This is a genomic window from Pontibacter aydingkolensis (genome assembly GCF_019443125.1).
GTDB classification, from domain to species: domain Bacteria; phylum Bacteroidota; class Bacteroidia; order Cytophagales; family Hymenobacteraceae; genus Pontibacter; species Pontibacter aydingkolensis.
This window is the reverse complement of the sequence record NZ_JAHYXK010000010.1, coordinates 66,177-84,531: the sequence shown is the minus strand read 5'-3', so window position 1 is coordinate 84,531 and position 18,355 is coordinate 66,177. Positions and strand designations below refer to the sequence as shown.

Genomic DNA, 18,355 nt, shown 5'->3' with positions numbered 1-18,355 from the left:
GGGCGCTGTTAATTTTTGAGTGTAAAAGCGCTAACGTCGTAGTTAGGAGACAGTCCCGATATTTTAGTGTTGGTAAAGCGATTATGCACTGCTATTCTCTCTTTCTGATAGTATAGCGGAATAAAGGTAGCTTCATCATACAAAGTGGCCTGGAATTGCTTCAGTAATTTAGCCTTTTCTGCTGTGGTTTCGGCTGCGTTTATATCATCCAGCAAATTGTCGCTGGCCTGGTCTCCGAAGCCAGTGTAGTTAGGGCCTCCTAGTTGTGCTGCAGACGTGCCAAGCAATCCTTTAAAATTAAAGGCGAAGGGATTACCCGAAAGGGAGCGGAAGAACATGTCAAACTCATGGGCCTTTAACTTCTGGCTTAAAAGGCTGTTTTCCATAGCCTGAAGCGTAACCGGTATGCCTGCTTTGGCTGCGCCTTGCTGAAAGACCAGCGCAGCGTTCTCGAAATTGGTGTTGCCGGCACGGTAAACTACCTCTATAGTAAGCCTGGTTTTTTTACCATTGATGATCTTGTACCAGCCATCCTGCTCCCGGCTCCATCCGGCTGCACTCAAAAGGCTTTTAGCCTTAGCTAAATTGTACTCTCTGGCTTTAAGACTATTGTTATAATACTCTTTAATAGATGGGGGGATGATGCTTACCGTTGGGGTGGCATAGCTCTGCTGCGATACTTGTATCATGCTGTTTACATCCAGCAGTTGGGCTATGGCCTGTCTGGTACGCTTATCAGCAAATTTAGCGAGTCTGCTGTTCAGGCCTACGTAAGTGCACTCATAGGCATCGGGCGTATGCAGGGCAAAGTTTTTGGTAAAAGCTTTATCTGCTTTAAACTGGTCGAACTCAGCAGCCGGTATATTATCCAGTACATCCAACTGCTGATTTTTTAGAGCCAGCAGCGCTGTAGTATTGTCTGGTATAATATGGAAGCTGATGCGTTCCGGTTTTGCAGTCAGATGAGACAGGTGGGATTCGTTGCCCCACCAGTTTTGCTTGCGCTGCAATACAAGATACTGGCCAGGGGTATGGTTATCCAGCAGGTAACCACCACTGCCCTGTAACAAAGCTTTGTCGTTCTTAAAATTAATGGCATTGAACTTATCGGCAAAAGCTTTTAAGTCCGCATTGTTTTCTAGCCCGGAAAGATCGTCGCTAAGATCCGCAACCTGTATCGACTTCAGTAGTCCCTGAGGGTCGAACAGGTAAGACGGTAGTATGAAAAAATCACCAGTCAGGAGCTCCATTTCAGGAGCATACCCTACACACACGAAAGTGAACTTTCTCGGATTCGTATTATCAAGCCGGATATCACGGATGAACTCGACTTGCGGTTTGATTCGATCATTGTTCACCAAAGGGGCTTTCAGCACCTTTAAGGTAAAAGCAACGTCACCTGCTGTTACGGGGGAGCCGTCAGACCAGGTGGCATTCTCTCTTAGCTCATAAGTAAACAGCGTTAGCGAGTCCTGCCTAACTATGGAAGGCATATTAGTAGCTAACGCTGGTTGCAATTTGTCTTTCTCCAGATCAACTACCAATAAGCTTTGAAACAGCAGATTGATAATCTGCACTGCCTCAGCTCCGGCATAATTTGCCGGGCTAAGTGTTTCTGGTTCTAATGGTAGTCTAACTTTTACTTCGTTCAGCCCTTGTTGCGGTTGGCTGCAAAAGCTGAGAGTTAATAAAAGAAGCGGCAGGAATAAAATTACTTTCCTCATTTAAATAAAGATCCTATAGGGTGTTATTTAACTGAGGGCAAGATAGAAAAATTAATCTAAAGGTAGATTAACCTTCGATCCAAACAACACTTCCTCCAAATGTACCTGCTGCAGGATCAGAAGTAGTTTTATCTTTTCCTTTAGTCTCAGTTGTAGGTTTTGCAGGATCTTGCGTAGTTGGCTGACCTGGTGTTGTTCCGGTAACTATGGCGATAACTATTGCGATGATGGTAGATAACATAAGATTTCAGGTTTTAAAGTTATAGTATTACAAATATGCCATAAGCTACTTTCATTTTAAATGAAAGTTTTGTGAAGAAAGTAACTTGGTTTATGCGAATATATCTTTTCACTTTGTTATATTAGCAGCTTATAATATTTGCTTAGCAGCTTGTTTGGTCATTTTGTTTTAGTCTTAAAATCTAATAAAGTAACTTAGAGATCAGATGCCAGCCATTGAATTTAAAGTTTTTAGCTTTTATTATTAAAGAAGGAAATAGTCTGAAAGTAACATAAGCTTACTTCTGTTCTAACAGCATTATATCATTATTGATAGCTTTTATTAATCGTTAACCAATGAATGAATTGATTTCACTTTCCAGAATGGTAACATTCTGCAATAGCATTTCTAGCTCTTTACCTGATAAAGATTTAAAAGGAAAAGAGGGATTCTTTGTTGATAAGCTGATACAAAAGAGCTATGAAACAGATGAAGAAGCTGCCTTGGAACTTTATAACTCGAATCCTAATGATGTTCGGTACAAGATGCTAAAACATAGGGTAAAAAAGAAGTTTTATAACAATCTGTTTTTAATTAATTATCAAAAGTTAAAAGTAAAGCCGTATGTACAGGGTGAGCAGGAATGTTTCTTGTTATTGCACCATGCAAACCTGTTTTTAAAGCAGATTGACTACAGATTGGCTGAGTTAAATGCAAGAAAGATAATAAGTATAGCTAATGAATTTGATTTCACAAATTTTAAGATAGCAGCATTAGAAATTTTATTATTCTGTAACTCTGAATCTGGCTCATACAAAGACTTTGAGAGAAATAGAAAGGAACTAGACAGTTTGATGCGTAAGAAAGCGTATGAAAGAGATGCTGTCAACTTATTTCAAGTCATTAAAATTAAGTTAAACAAATCGATTAAATCAAGAAGGGAGTACTTGCCGCAACTTGAGAAAGATGTAAGGAAGCTGGAAGTACTTTGGAAGAAAAGCAAAACATTTGACGCTTTCAACGCATACTACAAGACTCACATTAGCTACTATGAACTGATAGGTGATTTCTCTAAAATTGTTGAGCTTACAATCCTATCTGAAAAGCTGCTTGAAAATGGGGAAGTTTGTGCGCAGAGGTTTGATTCAAGCTTTAACAAGTATGTTCTCGTATATGCACATTTAAAAGCCGCAGATTATAAAAAGGGACTATTCTATGCGGAAAAATATTTACCAGATTTTAATAACACACATAATCTGTTTAACTATTTAGAAAACTACTTTCTATTAGCTCTTCATTCACAGAAGTATGAATTAGCCAGTCTACTTTTAGATAAAGTATTCACTAATAACTCTTATAGTAAGATATCTGCAACTGCTAAAGAAAGGTGGCAGCTGTATCAGGCATACTTATCTATTATAAATGGGAACCTGTATCTAAAGAAAATCAGTAATCCTTATTTAATTTCACTACCTGAGTATAGTAAAGATAAACAAGGGTTTAATGTTGCCATATTGATACTTCAATTCTTCTATTTTCTTCAAAGAAGAGATCTTGAAGCTCTTCTGTACAGAATTGAAAGCTTAAAGAAATATGTGCATACGCATTTAAAAGATACCTTTAGCCTAAGGAGTAAGCTATTCCTCAAGCTGCTTATCCTATCTGTTACAGAAGACTTCGATGCTGAAAGCATCCGCAAAAAAGGAAGAAAGAATTTTGAAAAATTGAGCGATATGCCACCCCCTGGGGATGCATACGCTGAAATTGAGATTGTGCCTTATGAACATCTGTGGGAGTTAATCTTAGACGTTCTTCAGAAAAGATATTAAACTTTTGTATTTACCCAGCTTTTGAAATAATGCAAGAGTTAAAAAGGTTAGTTGAGATTATTGCAGACAATACACCCAAAGTTCTTCCTGTAATAGATCAATTCGACAATGTAAGCCTCGAGGGCAAGCTGTATAATATTATAAAAGATAGTAGGAGCCTTACCGATAAAGAAGCATGTTTGTATTTGTATGGTGAAGATAAACTAACGCCAAGTTATCGCATGCTGAAGTCAAGGCTGCGGAAAAAACTGCTCAATAGCCTGATCCTTACTGAGATATCTGAAAGCCATCTTAGACTATATAGAATTCATCAAGCGGAGTGTCTTACTCTTATTCAGCAGGCAAATAAATTAATGATGCTTGGAGATTATACTTTGGCAGATAAATTAACCGACCAAGTAATTGTGATAGCAGAGAAAGCTGAGTTGAATGATATACTTGCCAAAGCGTATGAGGTAAAGCAACACTTTGTTTTACTATCAAATGACAGAGATAGATTCGAAAAAACATTGGGGCTGCTGAAGCACTACTATTATTTAGACTCAAAAGAACGAGAGGCTAATATCCTATATAATGAGTTAAAATTCGAAGTAAGTATAAATATTAGTAATAGCAGAAAGCAGGGGGCAACTTACACTGATAAGCTGCTTAAACTAAAGGAACTCTGGGAAAGTACAGGATCCTCATACATTTATGATTATTATCACATGTTGCATATAGGGCACTGTGAAATTTATGGTGATTATGAAGGAATAATATTAGCTATCGAAGAGGCCGAAGATTTAAACGCTAAAGGCCTGATTAACGATATCTGGGTAAACCATCGCTTTCATAACTACATTAAAGTATATGCTTACCTTAGATTGGGGCAGTATACTGCTGGACTACATTACGCAAAGCTTTACTTAAGTTCTTTCCAAAAAGGTTCTAATAACTGGTTCGCTTTTTTAGAAAACTACTTAATACTGGCACTACATAGTAAGAACTATGGATTAGCTCTGGAAATAAGCAAAACAGCTTCTGAAAATGATTTATTTAACAATCTACTGCCAAGATTTAAAGAGATGCTGGGTTTATTGTTAAGGTATACACAGCTACTCGTACAGGATCAATCTTTAGATATATCATACGAAACGGAATACAGAACCCTTATCATCTCCAAAGACAAAGAAGGCCTTAATTTACCGTTGCTGATTTTAGAATACCTGGAAGACCTACCTAAACTGGATACTGAGGATATGGAACAGTATATAGCCCGCTTTAGCAAATACTCATCCAAGTACCTGAAAGGTGAGATTTGGGCAAGGGCCAGGCTATTTATAAGGATGTTACTTTTAAGTATGAGAACGGAGGGAAATAAACTGCAGGAAAAAGGTGCTGCTTTGCTGGAGGAGCTGAAAAACACGCCACCGCCCCACGATCCTGTTGCTGAAGTGGAAATCGTTCCTTACGAACATCTGTGGGAGTTAGTGCTGGAGTTACATTCTAAAAGAAGCCAACGTTAATTTGGATGCAAGATTTAAAACGACTTGTTAAGGTTATTGCCGATAATACTCCTAAGGTAATGCCTTTGATAGACCACTCTGATTATACAGGCCTGGAGAGCAAACTTTACCAGTTTATAAAAAATAATGAGGCGCTAACAGATGAGGAGGCGTGTACATACCTGTATGGTGAGCAAAAAATATCACCGAGTTACCGGATGCTGAAGTCGAGGCTGCGGAAAAAACTGCTCAATAACCTTTTTTTCGCAGAACTATCCGAAAACCATTTCAGAAAGTGTAGAATCGTGCATGCTGAGTGCTCCTCTCTTTTACTACAGGCACAAAAACTGGCGTATTTAGGCGAACCTTATATGGCCGAAAAGCTTGCTGACCAAGTTATTGTAATTGCACAGAAAGCAGAGTTGAATGATATATTAACTAAAGCGTACGAAATAAAACAGGATACTGACCTGATATCCAACAATAGAGGAAAATTTGATCAGAACTTTGCACTGTTACAGCGTTACTTTTCTCTGGAGACACAAGAGCGCGAGGCTTTACTTATTTATAACAAGCTTAAATTCGAGGTAAACTTTAACCTAAGCAATTACAGGAAGCAAACCGAAGCCTATTGTGAATCGCTGGCCTTATTAAAAAGTTTGTGGGAGGCCTCTGGCTCATCTAAAGTGTTTGATTTTTACCATATGATGCGCACTGCTTATTGCGAACTTACAGGGGATTATGAGGGTGTAATTACAGTTATAAAAGAAGCTCAACAATTGTTAGCTGATGGTTTAATTAACGAGCATTGGTTTAATGAGCGTTTTAACAACTATATTTTAGTTTACACTTACCTACGATTAGGGCAGTTGGCAGATGGGCTGTATTATGCTAATTTATACTTGAAGAACTTTCGGGAAGGCTCAAACAACTGGTTTGCTTTCCTGGAAAATTACGTGATCTTAGCACTCTATAGTAAAGATTATACTTTGGCAGTTAAGCTGTGTGCTCTAGCAATTAGTAAGGGCGCACTGGAGTATCCCAGAGCCTCGATGAGAGAAATGTGGGGCATGCTTGAGAAGTATGTCTATTTAATTTCTAATAAAGCACCGATTAATAATAACGTCTCATTTTCTTTAAAAGAACTTGAAACCTCCATTATCTCCAAAGATAAAGAAGGGTACAATCTTCCGCTGCTTATACTGGAGTACCTGGAAAACCTGCCAAAACTGGATGCGGAAGATATGGATATGTATAGCGCGCGCTTTAGCAAATACACATCCAAGTATCTGAAAGGTGAAGCAGGATCCCGGGCCAGACTATTTATCCGTTTGCTGCTTTTAAGTATGAAAGGGGAGGGAGATAAACTAGAGGAAAAAGGAGCTACCTTGCTGGAGAAGCTAAAGAACACGCCTACGCCCCGTGATCCAATTGGTGAAGTGGAGATAGTACCTTACGAGCACCTGTGGGAACTTGTGCTGGAAATACACCCGCATCGGGTAAAGAATTAATATTCTGGGCGTATGGCAGGGTGATGGTGTTGATATTTTTGCTATTTTTCAAGTATGGAAAAGAACAATCCCACTGTTACCCGCGCCTGGTGCTTTTATGATTGGGCCAACTCTGTTTATTCGCTGGTAATTACCTCCACTATTTTTCCGATCTATTATAGCGCGGTTGCCGAAAATCCGGATGGTACTTCTATTGTGAGTTTCTTCGGGTTTAGCCTGGAGAGCTCAGTGCTCTTTTCCTATGCCATTTCGGGGGCGTTTCTGATTATTGCCCTGATAAGCCCACTGCTCACGGCCATTGCCGACTACAGCGGACGCAAAAAGCTGTTTATGCAGCTGTTCTGCTATCTGGGCTCCATTTCGTGTGCCGGGTTATACTTTTTTACCCGTGAAACCTTTACCGTGTCGGTTATACTTTTTGTGATGGCCTCTATAGGGTTTAGCGGTAGTATCGTTTTTTATAATTCATACTTACCCGAGATCGCCACCGAAGACCAATATGACAGGCTAAGTGCCAAAGGCTTTTCGATGGGGTACATCGGGAGCGTTTTGCTGTTGATTTTTAACCTTGCCATGATCCTGGAGCCGGCATTTTTTGGAATAGCTCCGGAAAATAAATCGCTGCCACCTCGCATCGCTTTTTTAACAACAGGCATCTGGTGGTTTGGGTTTGCACAGTATACTTTTTACCACCTGCCCAGCAATGTGTACCACCGCAGGCCAGAGGGCAGCTGGGTATTAAACGGCTTTAAAGAACTGCAAAAGGTACTGAGCCAGGTAAAGCAACTACCCATGCTGAAGCGTTTCCTGCTGGCCTATTTCTTCTTCAACATGGGGGTGCAAACAGTAATGTATGTGGCTACTATCTTCGGAATTGAAGTGCTTAACCTGGAGAGCAACGCGCTTATTACTACTATCCTGATCATACAACTGGTGGCAATCGGCGGTGCTTATGCTTTTGCCATACTTTCTGGTAAGTACGGCAACATCAGAGCCCTTATTGTAGCTGTTATTATCTGGATAGGCATTTGTATTGGCGCCTACTTTATTCGTGGCGAGTTCGATTTTTATGTACTGGCTGCTATTGTCGGTTCGGTAATGGGTGGTATACAGTCGCTGTCTCGTTCTACTTACTCTAAACTTATACCGGCCACCACACATGATCATGCTTCATACTTTAGCTTTTATGATGTAACCGAGAAAGTATCTATTGTACTGGGTACACTGGCATATGGTGCCATTGCTCAGATAACAGGCTCTATGCGCAACAGTATACTTGCCCTGATCGTCTTCTTTGCTCTGGGTCTGATGTTTTTGTTTAAGATAAAGGGCAAGAAATCTCTGGAGCCCCAGGCTGAAGTAAAGGAGCCGGCTAAAGTATAGTTATCTTGGTTATTAGTCGTTGGAGATGTAGAGACGCAATACTTTGCGCCTTGTTTGCTACAAGGCAGTGCATCTTGAAGTTTGCAATAGAAGCCATTTAAAAGTATATAACATTACTCACGGAAGTCTGAAGACTTCCCATCATGAAAAGTCACAAGTGGCGCTGCGCTAAACACTTACGCTAGAAAGGGTAGACCGACCATCTAGAGTAATAGGATCCATCAAAACAAAAATCCCGCTGAAGTATAACCTCCAGCGGGATTTTCAATTTCAGGTAGAGCCTTAAACTCTATAACTCTTACTTCTTATAAACTTGCTTGCCGTTCAGGTAAGTATAAAGTACCTGTAGGCCGCGCATCTCCTCAGGCTTTACTTTCATCAGGTCTTTATCTACAAGTATAAAGTCAGCGAATTTACCTGGTTCTATACTTCCTTTCTCAGTCTCTTCGAAGTTAGACTTGGCTGCCCAGATTGTCATGCCTCTTAAAGCTTCTTCGCGGCTCAGTGCGTTCTCCATCTGGAAACCGGCTGATGGCCAGTTTTTTGCATCCTGGCGTGCTACTGCCGAGTGGAAAGTATAAAATGGGTTAATATCTTCTACAGGAAAGTCGGTACCCAGCGGGATGTAGCCATTCTGCTGCAACAATTGCTTGAACGGATAAGCATGCTTGATACGCTCCTTACCCAGTCTGTCGCCGGCCCAGTACATATCCGAAGTAGCATGCGTTGGCTGCACCGACGGGATAATGCTGTACTGGCCAAACTTGTTCATATCGGCTGGGTTGATGATTTGGGAGTGCTCAATTCTCCAGCGTTTGTCATTTTTGCCGCCTAATACTTCGCCATAAATATTTAACAGCAAACGGTTAGCAGAGTCGCCAATTGCATGCGTGTTCATCTGGAAACCGTGCTGGTTCATTAGCTTTGCCAGGTCACGAAACTCTTGCTCTGAAGCCAGTAAAAAGCCATAGTGATTGTGTTTGTCAGCGTATGGCTTTAGCAGGTTGGCACCTCTGGATCCTAGTGCACCATCAGAATACACTTTAAATGAGCGCACGTTCAGCCTGTCGGTTTTGTAAGGGCCATTCTTAAAGTAGTAATCCTGGTTCTCTTTACTAGGGTTTAGCATGGCATAAATACGCATCTGCATTTCCCCTTTTTTATGCATGTCGTCCATCAGGTCTATCGTAGACTTATCCAGGCCGGCATCATCTACAGACGTTAGGCCAACTGCAAAACAGTTTGCTTCAGCGTTTTTAAGGGCCTGGCGTTTATCTGCTTCGTCCGCCTCCGGAATTTTAGCCGATACCAGGTCAATAGCATTATCGACCAGTATACCGGTCATTTTACCGCCTTCTACCTCAACCAGTCCGCCTACCATTTTGGTTTTTGGTGTGATACCTGCCAGATCTAGCGCCTTTTGGTTAACCAGAGCAGCATGGCCATCTACGCGGGTAAGTATAACCGGCACATCCGGAAACAGCTTGTCCAGGGTATCCTTCGTCGGGAACTCCTTAACAGCCCAGTCATTCTGGTCCCAGCCACGGCCTGTTATCCATTCGGTATCCGGAAACTTCTGGCGCTGCTCCGTTACTTTCTGCACCACCTCCTTAAACGACTCAGTACCCACTAGATCAGCAGACTGTAGCGCCAAACCATAACGGTAGAAATGTGCGTGGGCATCGATAAAGCCAGGGTAAACGGCTTTGCCTTCGGCATCAAGTTCTTCGGCGGCTTTATACTTCCCACGGATATCTTCTGATGTGCCCACAGCTATGATCTTGCCGTCTTTCACGGCAAATGCCTCGGCTGTATCGAAGTTATCGTTAACAGTATATACCGTGCCGTTATACACGATCAGGTCGGCTTGCTCTGTGCCTGTCTGGGTGCTGGTGCAGGCACTTAAAGTAGCTGCGCCTAACAATAAGGCAGCAGCAAAGTTGCGTAAGGTTCTGGTCATAAGGGTTGGTGGTCGTGCCTTTTATTCGAAGCGCATGTGTTTTACGGAGTCGCCGGTGTTGATAAGCTCTGTTAAAGAATCGATACCAATGCTCAGGTGCTTCTCTACATAGTTTGTAGTTACTAGTTTATCACTTTCAGATGTCTTCACACCCTCCGGTATCATCGGGTTGTCTGAAACAAGCAACAAGGCACCATGTGGGATTTCGTTAATAAACCCAACCGTGAAAATAGTGGCAGTTTCCATATCGATACCCATGGCGCGTATCTGGCGCAGGTATTCTTTAAAGTCATCATCGTGCTCCCAAACACGGCGGTTTGTAGTATAAACCGTTCCGGTCCAATAGTCCATTTCGTGTTTTTTGATCATAGACGAAACGGCACGCTGCAAACGGAATGACGGAAGCGCAGGAATTTCAGGTGGCAGATAGTCGTCAGAAGTACCCTCGCCGCGAATAGCTGCGATCGGAAGTATAAGGTCGCCTATCTGCGTTTTTCTTTTCAGGCCACCGCACTTGCCCAGAAACAAAGCAGCCTTAGGTTTAACGGCAGATAGCAGGTCCATAACGGTGGCAGCCATGGCACTACCCATACCAAAGTTGATAATGGTGATGTTATTGGCTGTAGCTGTTTGCATGGGCTTATCAAGGCCGCGTATCTCTACACCGAACCGGTCGGCAAACATTCTAACGTAATTTATAAAGTTAGTAAGCAGAATGTACTCACCAAACTCATCGAGAGGCACGCCGGTGTACCGGGGCAACCAATCGCTAACTATTTCATCTTTGGTCTTCATAATGTCAAGTTAAGTAATTTGATATAAAAAATCCGCCTTAGTAGGATAGCTACTGGGGCGGAGCATAATAAAAATGGCTAAATTGCGGCATGGAAGCACTCAACTTGCCACCATTTAAATACAAAATTACAAAATCCGGCGCTAATTACCTGATTTTTGATGCCCTGCGCCGAAAAAACGTTGTACTTACGCCTGAGGAGTGGGTACGGCAGCATTTTGTGCATTACCTGATCGGCACATTGGGCTACCCTAAAGGCCTGGTAAGTATAGAGCGCGGCACCAGTTACAACACCTTACAAAAACGCACTGATCTCTGTGTATATAACCAACAGGGTAAGCCGCACCTGCTCGTAGAGTGCAAAGCTGCTTACGTACCCATTACGCAGGATGTTGTGAAACAGGTTTCTGTATACAACCAGACACTACAGGCAGAGTTTGTGGTTATTACGAATGGCCTGCAACATTTTTGCTGGCAGGTAGATTTTGAAACAAGAAAGTTTGAACCGCTACAGGAGATACCTCTTTGCAGTTTTGAATGAGTGAATAATTTTCCTGACATTTCGAACGCTAGTGAGAAGTCTGGAGCATTTCGCAGTTCTACACTATTTCAGATTTCTCCCGAAGGTCGAAATGACAGAGTGAAGACTATTCAATTATACATCCACTCAATCACTCATTCACTCATTCAAAATTATTCCAAATAAAGCCTGTTATTCACCATCCCGCTCCTGAAATACTGTACGTAAGCTTTTAGCTGTTGCTCCGAAGCCGGGGCAGGAGAGGAGGTTGGGACAAAGTCTGGGAAAGTATAAAAACGGACCTGATCATCTAAAGTAAGCTCTGTTACGGCGTTCTGCTGCACGAGTAAGTATGAGTTGCCATTAAAAAGTATGGCGTTTCCGGTGGTTGTACTGTTTAACAATGATTTTCCGAAAGGGAGCACTTTGTTGGTGTTGATGTTCAGGTAATCGACTATAGTTGGAAGTATATCGGTATGCTGGGCAATTTGCTCCGGGTTTATACTTTGAAGCCTTTTACCAGGGTGGAAGAGCAGTAGTGGTACTCGATAATAACCTAATTCATTTTGGTAGGCTGGATCTAAACTTTTCTGGGTATGGTCTGCAGTAAGTATAAACAGCGTATTATTATACCAGGGCTGCTTAGATGCCGTTTTAAAGAACTCACGTAATGCATGGTCTGCGTAGCCAATAGATTCGTGTATCTCCAACTCACCCTGTGGGAAACGGCCTTTATACTTTGCTGGTACGGTGTACGGCTGGTGAGAACTTAGGGTAAACAGGGTAGCAAAAAACGGTTTATCGCTGTCGTTTAGCTTAGTTGCCACATATTGCAGGTATGGCTCATCAAAAATGCCCCAGAGACCATCAAAATCCTTGGCTCGTTTTTCAGATGGATATTCATCAAGGCCATAATACTCCTGTATCCCGGCCAGCTTTGAGTAATTGTTAAAACCCATAGTACCATTGGCAGCACCATGGAAAAAAGCTGTATTATAGCCAGCTTCCTGTAACACAGTACCTATACCATGAATTTTGTTGGCCTGGTAAGTAGATGTAATATAAGGGTCCTGCATCAGCGAGGGTATACCAGACAATACAGACGGCAGCGCTTCGATAGACTTACGGCCATTGGCAAAGGCGTTGTTGAAAAGTACTCCCTGTGTTGCCATCGAATCCAGGAACGGAGTATAGCCTTTGCCATTGTTTAGTGCACCAACATATTCTGCGGCAAAACTTTCAAGTATAATAATGACTACATTTTCCTTTAACTGCTCACCATCCTGCTGGCTATACTTTGTCGGGTCAAAAGCCATGGCTGCAAGTAAACTCTGCTGGTCCGGGAAGTAATTTTTCTGCTCCAGCTGCACCTTTCCAATGCCTTTAATAAACGTGAAAGGGCTGTTTAGTGATAAATGCCCAAGAGAGGCAGGCTCAAGTATAAACGCATGGCTTACGCGCAATGGCTTTAGCTGCCAGCCACCACGTATGGCCAACACTGCAAGTGCTGCCACAAACAAAAGCCGCATAGCACGCAGCATTATATTTTTTTGGAAAGTGTAAGGTTGCCTTAGTGTAGGGTATACTTTAGCAAATAAATAAACAATAAATATGAAGCCGAGCACAACAAACCAGTAGTTCTGCATGAGTTGGCCCAACTGGTCTGCTATGTCAGCTGTAATGGTAGCTACCTCGTTGCTGGAGCGCTTCCCGATAAACTTAAAAAACTCTACGTCTACCAACGCCAGGGCAATAAATGGCGCATTGGTGAGTATAAACCATACTTTTAGCACACGCTGGTAAACCGGATTTAGCGTATTGCCCCACGGGAAAATCGATGAAAGTATAAACGGTGCATTTATGATGGTGATGGCAGCAATATCGAAGCGCAGGCCGTAGATAAAAGCCAGAAACGTTTGCCCCGCCGATGCATCAGCAAACGCGCTGTAATTGAAAGTATAAAACAGAAGCCGAAGCAGCATGTAAAAGACCAGAAGAAGGCCCAGTCTGCGTAACAACAACTTTAGAGAACTATCAAACATCAAGTATAATCTTTTCAAAAATGCAACTTACTCGCTACAGGTAACAATCTAACTACAAAGATAAAGGTAATTTCGTGCATAAAAGAAGAGCGCCTTCCCGACACAAGTCAGAAAGGCGCTCTGTAAGTATAAAAGCTTAAAGCTTATAGTACAGACTCAACTGGTGTGTAATCCAGGTTAAATGCTTCTGCAACACCTTTGTACACAACTTTGCCCTGAACCACGTTCAAGCCTAGTTTCAGTTCGTTGCTGTCTGCGCAAGCCTGCTTCCAGCCTTTGTTTGCCAACTGAATAGCGTAAGGCAAGGTAGCGTTGGTAAGCGCAAGCGTAGAAGTATAAGGTACAGCACCTGGCATGTTCGCCACGCAGTAGTGAACCACATCATCAATAATGTAAGTAGGGTTCTCGTGTGTAGTTGGCTTGCAGGTTTCAATACAGCCACCCTGGTCAACAGCCACGTCTACTACCACAGTACCTGGGCGCATATCCTTCAGCATGTCTCTGGTGATCAGGTGAGGAGCCTTAGCGCCTGGGATAAGCACAGCACCAATGATCAGGTCGTGCGTAGAAAGCAGTTCACGAATGTTGTATTCGTTCGACATGAACGTGTTCACGTTGGCAGGCATTACATCATCAAGGTAACGCAGTCTTGCCAGGTTGGTATCCAGTATAGTTACATCTGCACCCATACCAGCAGCCATTTTAGCAGCGTTTGTACCTACTACACCACCACCCAGGATCATAACTTTGGCAGGGCGCACACCCGGTACACCACCTAAAAGTATACCACGTCCCTTAAGCGGCTTCTCCAGGTATTTAGCACCTTCCTGGATAGACATACGGCCGGCAACCTCTGACATTGGAACAAGCAAAGGCAAGCTTCTGTCAGCTCGTTCTACAGTTTCGTAGGCAAGGCAAACAGCTTTCTGCTTAATCATGGCGTGCGTAAGCGGCTCGTAAGAAGCAAAATGGAAGTAAGTGAACAACAACTGGTCTTCCTTGATCAGGCTATATTCAGACTCAATCGGCTCTTTTACCTTGATGATCATCTCAGCGATACTATATACATCCTCAATAGTTGGAAGTATTGTAGCACCAGCGCCTTCGTACATATCATCTGTAAATCCGCTACCCTCGCCGGCAGTAGACTGTACATAAACTGTGTGGCCATTGCGCACCAGTTCTACTACACCAGCAGGAGTAACACCTACGCGGTTCTCGTTATTCTTAATTTCCTTAGGAACACCAATAATCATGTCGTTCTTAATTTATAGTAAACTGTGTTGGTTTTTGTTAAAGTTGCGCAAATATACCACAAGTTACCTTAAATAAAAGGACAAAAGAGAAGAGCTTGTTAAGTGTTTGATTTTTAGGTAGGAATTGCTCTAAAAGAGTGCAATTTAGTTTGAGTTGAAAGTATAAACCCAGACCCTTGTAAATGAAAAAAGGCAGCGATAAAATCACTGCCATTAGTACAAAATAAAACTATGAAAAAAACTATCTGAAAGGTACCGGCTGGTTGCCCTCCCTTAACATATTCTTTGAGGCCAGACTCTCTACTACATTTGCCTTTAGCGTTAGCTTCAGGTCTGGCATTACTATATCGTTAGAAATAATGGTTACTACCTCATTTTGCTCCTTTAACATCATCGGAACGTAGGTAAGTTCCAAAGTTGCCGTTTGTCCGGGCTTTAATGATGGCTGTGAAACCTGGAAGCTTACACAATTGCAAGCTACCTTTACACCTTGTATAACAAGAGCCTGCCGCCCATTGTTTTTTACTGTAAATTTAGCTACAGCTTTTTGGCCTTTTTCAAGTTTGCCGAAGTTGTAATTGGTACTTCCAACTGCCAAACGCGGCGACATTGCTTTTTGTTCCGGCGTGTAGCTAGTTTTCAAATCTTTTGGTCCAACCTCGCCTTTAATGTACAAAACCTGGTTAGGAGTTGCCGCATTAGACGTAATAGTAATGGACTTATGAAATGGGCCCGGCCGGCCCGTACTGTTATACATCGCTTTTATCGTGCCAGTTTTGCCCGGCAGAATAGGCTCTTTAGTCCAGTCTGGGGTGGTGCAGCCGCAAGATGGCTGAACCGCAGAAATAATTACCGGTTGGTTGCCTACATTTTTAACCTTAAACTCGTAAGCAGCCTGTGTGCCTTCGGCAATTGTACCGAAATCGTGCGTTTCTTTCTCAAACTTTAACTCACCCTGCGCACTGGCTGAGCCAGCAACAAATATAAAGCAAAGTAGCAATAATAAGTAAAGATTTCTTTTCATATGCTTAAAGAAAGCAAAAATTTAGTAAAAAATATCTGGTTACGCCCAATCAAAGCAAATATATGAAATATTTTTTCAAAAATTGCAGTGCCACTATTGTGCCAATTTACTGCAGAATCGCCCCTAATTTGAATTTAGGCGAATCTTCTGTACTTTTGACTGAAACAAATTCATTTGGTTTAAAAGAGAAAACATGCAAACTGCTGAAGCATCTATAACTCAAAGACTAACAGCTGAAGAAATACTTAACGATTATCGTATTGCGTGGGAAAGCCGACAGGCCAGCCTGGCAGGCCGAAAGGAAGTTTTCATGGGCAAGGCCAAGTTCGGGATATTCGGGGATGGCAAAGAGGTGGCGCAACTGGCTATGGCAAAGTTCTTCCAGAACGGTGATTTCCGTTCGGGCTATTACCGCGACCAGACCTTTATGTTTGCCATAGGTGAGTTAACGCTGCAGCAATATTTTGCCCAGTTATATGCCCATACTAATGTAGAGGCCGAGCCATCTACGGCAGGCCGTGCCATGAATGGCCACTTCGGTACACGCTTACTCGACGACGAAGGCAAATGGAAGAACCTGACTGAGACCAAAAATTCAAGTTCTGATATCTCGCCAACAGCCTCACAAATGCCACGCCTGGTAGGCTTGGCCTATGCCTCTAAACTGTACCGCCAGAACCCGGAACTGCAGAACAATAATAACTTCTCGGTAAATGGCAACGAGGTGGCTTTTGGTACTATTGGTAACGCGTCTACTTCCGAAGGCATGTTCTTCGAGGCTATAAACGCCGGTGGTGTACTACAGGTGCCAATGCTGGTGTCGGTTTGGGACGATGGCTACGGTATTTCGGTGCCAGCTGAGTACCAAACCACGAAAGGAAGCATCTCTGAGATTTTAGCCGGTTTCCAGCGCAACGCTGAAGGAGAGCAGGGCTACGAGATATTTAAAGTAAAAGGGTGGGACTATGCCGCCCTTTGCGAAACATATGAGGCAGCCGTACGCGTTTGCCGTGAACAGCACGTGCCGGTGCTGGTACACGTAGAAGAGCTAACACAGCCACAGGGCCACTCTACATCAGGCTCTCATGAGCGCTATAAATCTAAAGACAGATTAGATTGGGAAGCGGATTATGACTGCCTTAAAAAGATGCGTGAGTGGATACTGGAAAGCGGTTTAGCTACCACTGAGCACCTGGATAATATAGAGTCAGAAGCAAGAGAGGCTGTTAAAATAGCCAGAGGAAACGCCTGGAACGCTTTTGCCAGCGACATAAAGGCTGACCACGAAGAGGCGCTTCGCCTGTTGGATAACCTGGCTGTTGCCAGCGAACACATCACAGAAGTAGCCACTATTACAGAGGAACTACGCAAGGTAGGCACCCCAATCCGAAGCGATGCTGTTAGAGCGGTACGCCGTGCCCTGCGCTACGTACGCGATGAGCGCAACCAGGCTAAACGTGAGCTGGTGGAGTGGCTGGAGCAAACACTTGGCGAAAATTCAGATAGATTCAATTCATACTTATTCAGCCAATCCGACGAGTCGGCGCTGCTGGTAGAGGAGGTAAAGCCTGAGTTTGATGATAACTCGCCTGTAGTTGATGGCCGTGAAGTGCTGCAGGCATGCTTTGATGCAATGCTTGCCCGCGACCCGCGTGTATTTGCCATCGGTGAAGACGTAGGGTTTATAGGCGACGTAAACCAGGCTTTTGCCGGCTTACAGGAAAAGTATGGCGAGATACGCGTAACTGACACCGGTATTCGTGAGTGTACGATCATCGGGCAAGGTATAGGCGCTGCATTGCGCGGCCTGCGCCCAATAACAGAAATCCAGTACCTTGACTATTTGCTTTACGCCATCCAAATCTTGTCTGATGACGTGGCTTGCCTGCAGTACCGCACCAAAGGTGGCCAGAAAGCCCCGCTGATCGTGCGTACCCGCGGCCATAGGCTGGAAGGTATCTGGCACTCAGGTTCACCAATCGGCATGATCCTGCACAGCATCAGGGGTATGCATGTGCTGGTTCCGCGCGATATGACACAGGCAGCTGGTTTCTACAACACTTTACTTAAGTCAGATGAGCCAGCATTAATTATTGAGTGCCTGAACGGTTACCGCCTGAAAGAGCGTATACCGAATAACATTTCCGAATTTACAGTACCACTCGGTAAACCAGAGATACTAAAGCAGGGTGATGATATTACCATTGTTACGTACGGTTCTATGTGCCGCATCGTACTGGAGGCCGCTAAACAACTAGAGGAATTCGGTATCACTGCAGAGGTAATAGACGTGCAAACCCTATTGCCATTTGATATTGAACATGTAATCACAGACTCTATCCGTAAAACGAACCGTGTACTGTTTGCTGACGAAGACGTGCCAGGAGGCGCTACAGCTTACATGATGCAGCAGGTAGTAGACGAGCAGGGAGCCTGGAGATGGCTGGATTCTAAACCGCAATGCCTGTCAGCGCAGGCGCACCGTCCTCCTTACTCATCTGATGGCGACTACTTCTCTAAGCCAAATGCAGAGGATGTGTTCGAAACGGTTTATGAGATACTAAACGAGGCAGACCCTGAGGCATATCCAAAGATCTACTAACGAAGTA

The 18,355-nt window shown here is 43.3% G+C and carries 13 protein-coding genes; 6 read left to right on the top strand and 7 right to left on the bottom strand.

Features of this window, described 5'->3' with window-relative positions:
• Positions 1–8 precede the first annotated feature (8 nt).
• The gene (locus K0O23_RS12970) at positions 9–1,724 is read right to left on the bottom strand and encodes an ABC transporter substrate-binding protein (RefSeq protein WP_219877855.1); all 1,716 of its coding nucleotides are present in this window, start codon (positions 1,722–1,724) and stop codon (positions 9–11) included.
• Positions 1,725–1,791: 67 nt separating this feature from the next.
• Complete coding sequence (locus K0O23_RS12965) at positions 1,792–1,965, bottom strand: hypothetical protein (protein WP_219877854.1); 174 nt, start codon at positions 1,963–1,965, stop codon at positions 1,792–1,794.
• Between the two features lie 335 nt (positions 1,966–2,300).
• On the opposite strand from K0O23_RS12965, the gene K0O23_RS12960 reads away from it, so the two are divergent.
• From K0O23_RS12960 to K0O23_RS12945, 4 genes are read left to right on the top strand one after another with little or no spacing between them, the layout of a single operon-like run.
• Complete coding sequence (locus K0O23_RS12960; protein WP_219877853.1) at positions 2,301–3,773, top strand: hypothetical protein; 1,473 nt, start codon at positions 2,301–2,303, stop codon at positions 3,771–3,773.
• Complete coding sequence (locus K0O23_RS12955; protein ID WP_219877852.1) at positions 3,734–5,278, top strand: hypothetical protein; 1,545 nt, start codon at positions 3,734–3,736, stop codon at positions 5,276–5,278. The genes K0O23_RS12960 and K0O23_RS12955 overlap by 40 nt, the downstream gene beginning before the upstream one ends.
• 5 nt (positions 5,279–5,283) lie before the next feature.
• Entirely contained in the window at positions 5,284–6,768 is a 1,485-nt protein-coding gene (locus K0O23_RS12950) for a hypothetical protein (protein WP_219877851.1), read from the top strand.
• 54 nt (positions 6,769–6,822) lie between these two features.
• Positions 6,823–8,151: an MFS transporter gene (locus tag K0O23_RS12945; RefSeq protein ID WP_219877850.1), complete on the top strand. Its 1,329-nt coding sequence runs from the start codon at positions 6,823–6,825 to the stop codon at positions 8,149–8,151.
• A 298-nt stretch (positions 8,152–8,449) separates the two neighbouring features.
• On the opposite strand, the gene K0O23_RS12940 is transcribed toward K0O23_RS12945, so the two are convergent.
• Together K0O23_RS12940 and K0O23_RS12935 are read right to left on the bottom strand one after the other, a co-directional pair.
• A complete protein-coding gene (locus tag K0O23_RS12940) occupies positions 8,450–10,111 on the bottom strand; it encodes an amidohydrolase (protein WP_219877849.1) in 1,662 nt (553 codons plus the stop codon).
• Positions 10,112–10,132: 21 nt separating this feature from the next.
• A complete protein-coding gene (locus K0O23_RS12935; RefSeq protein WP_219877848.1) occupies positions 10,133–10,906 on the bottom strand; it encodes an AMP nucleosidase in 774 nt (257 codons plus the stop codon).
• Positions 10,907–10,995: 89 nt separating this feature from the next.
• Here K0O23_RS12935 and K0O23_RS12930 point away from each other — a divergent pair, with 89 nt between their 5' ends.
• Positions 10,996–11,445, top strand: a complete 450-nt coding sequence (locus K0O23_RS12930) for a type I restriction enzyme HsdR N-terminal domain-containing protein (RefSeq protein ID WP_219877847.1) — start codon at positions 10,996–10,998, stop codon at positions 11,443–11,445.
• 152 nt (positions 11,446–11,597) lie between these two features.
• Here the strand turns inward: K0O23_RS12930 and K0O23_RS12925 are convergent, their stop codons facing one another.
• From K0O23_RS12925 to K0O23_RS12915, 3 genes are all read right to left on the bottom strand, one after another.
• Positions 11,598–13,406 carry an LTA synthase family protein gene (locus K0O23_RS12925; protein WP_219877846.1) on the bottom strand — a complete coding sequence of 603 codons (1,809 nt, stop codon included), beginning with the start codon at positions 13,404–13,406 and terminating at the stop codon, positions 11,598–11,600.
• Positions 13,407–13,609: 203 nt separating this feature from the next.
• On the bottom strand, positions 13,610–14,722 hold the full coding sequence (gene ald / locus K0O23_RS12920; protein ID WP_219877845.1) for an alanine dehydrogenase: 1,113 nt from the start codon (positions 14,720–14,722) through the stop codon (positions 13,610–13,612).
• Between the two features lie 241 nt (positions 14,723–14,963).
• Positions 14,964–15,746, bottom strand: coding sequence for a DUF1573 domain-containing protein (locus K0O23_RS12915; protein ID WP_219877844.1), 783 nt, complete (start codon positions 15,744–15,746; stop codon positions 14,964–14,966).
• A 193-nt stretch (positions 15,747–15,939) separates the two neighbouring features.
• Here K0O23_RS12915 and K0O23_RS12910 point away from each other — a divergent pair, with 193 nt between their 5' ends.
• On the top strand, positions 15,940–18,348 hold the full coding sequence (locus tag K0O23_RS12910) for an alpha-ketoacid dehydrogenase subunit alpha/beta (RefSeq protein ID WP_219877843.1): 2,409 nt from the start codon (positions 15,940–15,942) through the stop codon (positions 18,346–18,348).
• The last annotated feature ends 7 nt before the right edge of the window (positions 18,349–18,355 follow it).

Coding starts and splice junctions, on each gene's coding strand:
- K0O23_RS12970 (WP_219877855.1), bottom strand. CDS start 1,724: ATGAGGAAAGTAATTTTATTCCTGCCGCTTCTTTTATTAACTCTCAGC.
- K0O23_RS12965 (WP_219877854.1), bottom strand. CDS start 1,965: ATGTTATCTACCATCATCGCAATAGTTATCGCCATAGTTACCGGAACA.
- K0O23_RS12960 (WP_219877853.1), top strand. CDS start 2,301: ATGAATGAATTGATTTCACTTTCCAGAATGGTAACATTCTGCAATAGC.
- K0O23_RS12950 (WP_219877851.1), top strand. CDS start 5,284: ATGCAAGATTTAAAACGACTTGTTAAGGTTATTGCCGATAATACTCCT.
- K0O23_RS12945 (WP_219877850.1), top strand. CDS start 6,823: ATGGAAAAGAACAATCCCACTGTTACCCGCGCCTGGTGCTTTTATGAT.
- K0O23_RS12940 (WP_219877849.1), bottom strand. CDS start 10,111: ATGACCAGAACCTTACGCAACTTTGCTGCTGCCTTATTGTTAGGCGCA.
- K0O23_RS12935 (WP_219877848.1), bottom strand. CDS start 10,906: ATGAAGACCAAAGATGAAATAGTTAGCGATTGGTTGCCCCGGTACACC.
- K0O23_RS12930 (WP_219877847.1), top strand. CDS start 10,996: ATGGAAGCACTCAACTTGCCACCATTTAAATACAAAATTACAAAATCC.
- K0O23_RS12925 (WP_219877846.1), bottom strand. CDS start 13,406: ATGCTGCTTCGGCTTCTGTTTTATACTTTCAATTACAGCGCGTTTGCT.
- ald (WP_219877845.1), bottom strand. CDS start 14,722: ATGATTATTGGTGTTCCTAAGGAAATTAAGAATAACGAGAACCGCGTA.
- K0O23_RS12915 (WP_219877844.1), bottom strand. CDS start 15,746: ATGAAAAGAAATCTTTACTTATTATTGCTACTTTGCTTTATATTTGTT.
- K0O23_RS12910 (WP_219877843.1), top strand. CDS start 15,940: ATGCAAACTGCTGAAGCATCTATAACTCAAAGACTAACAGCTGAAGAA.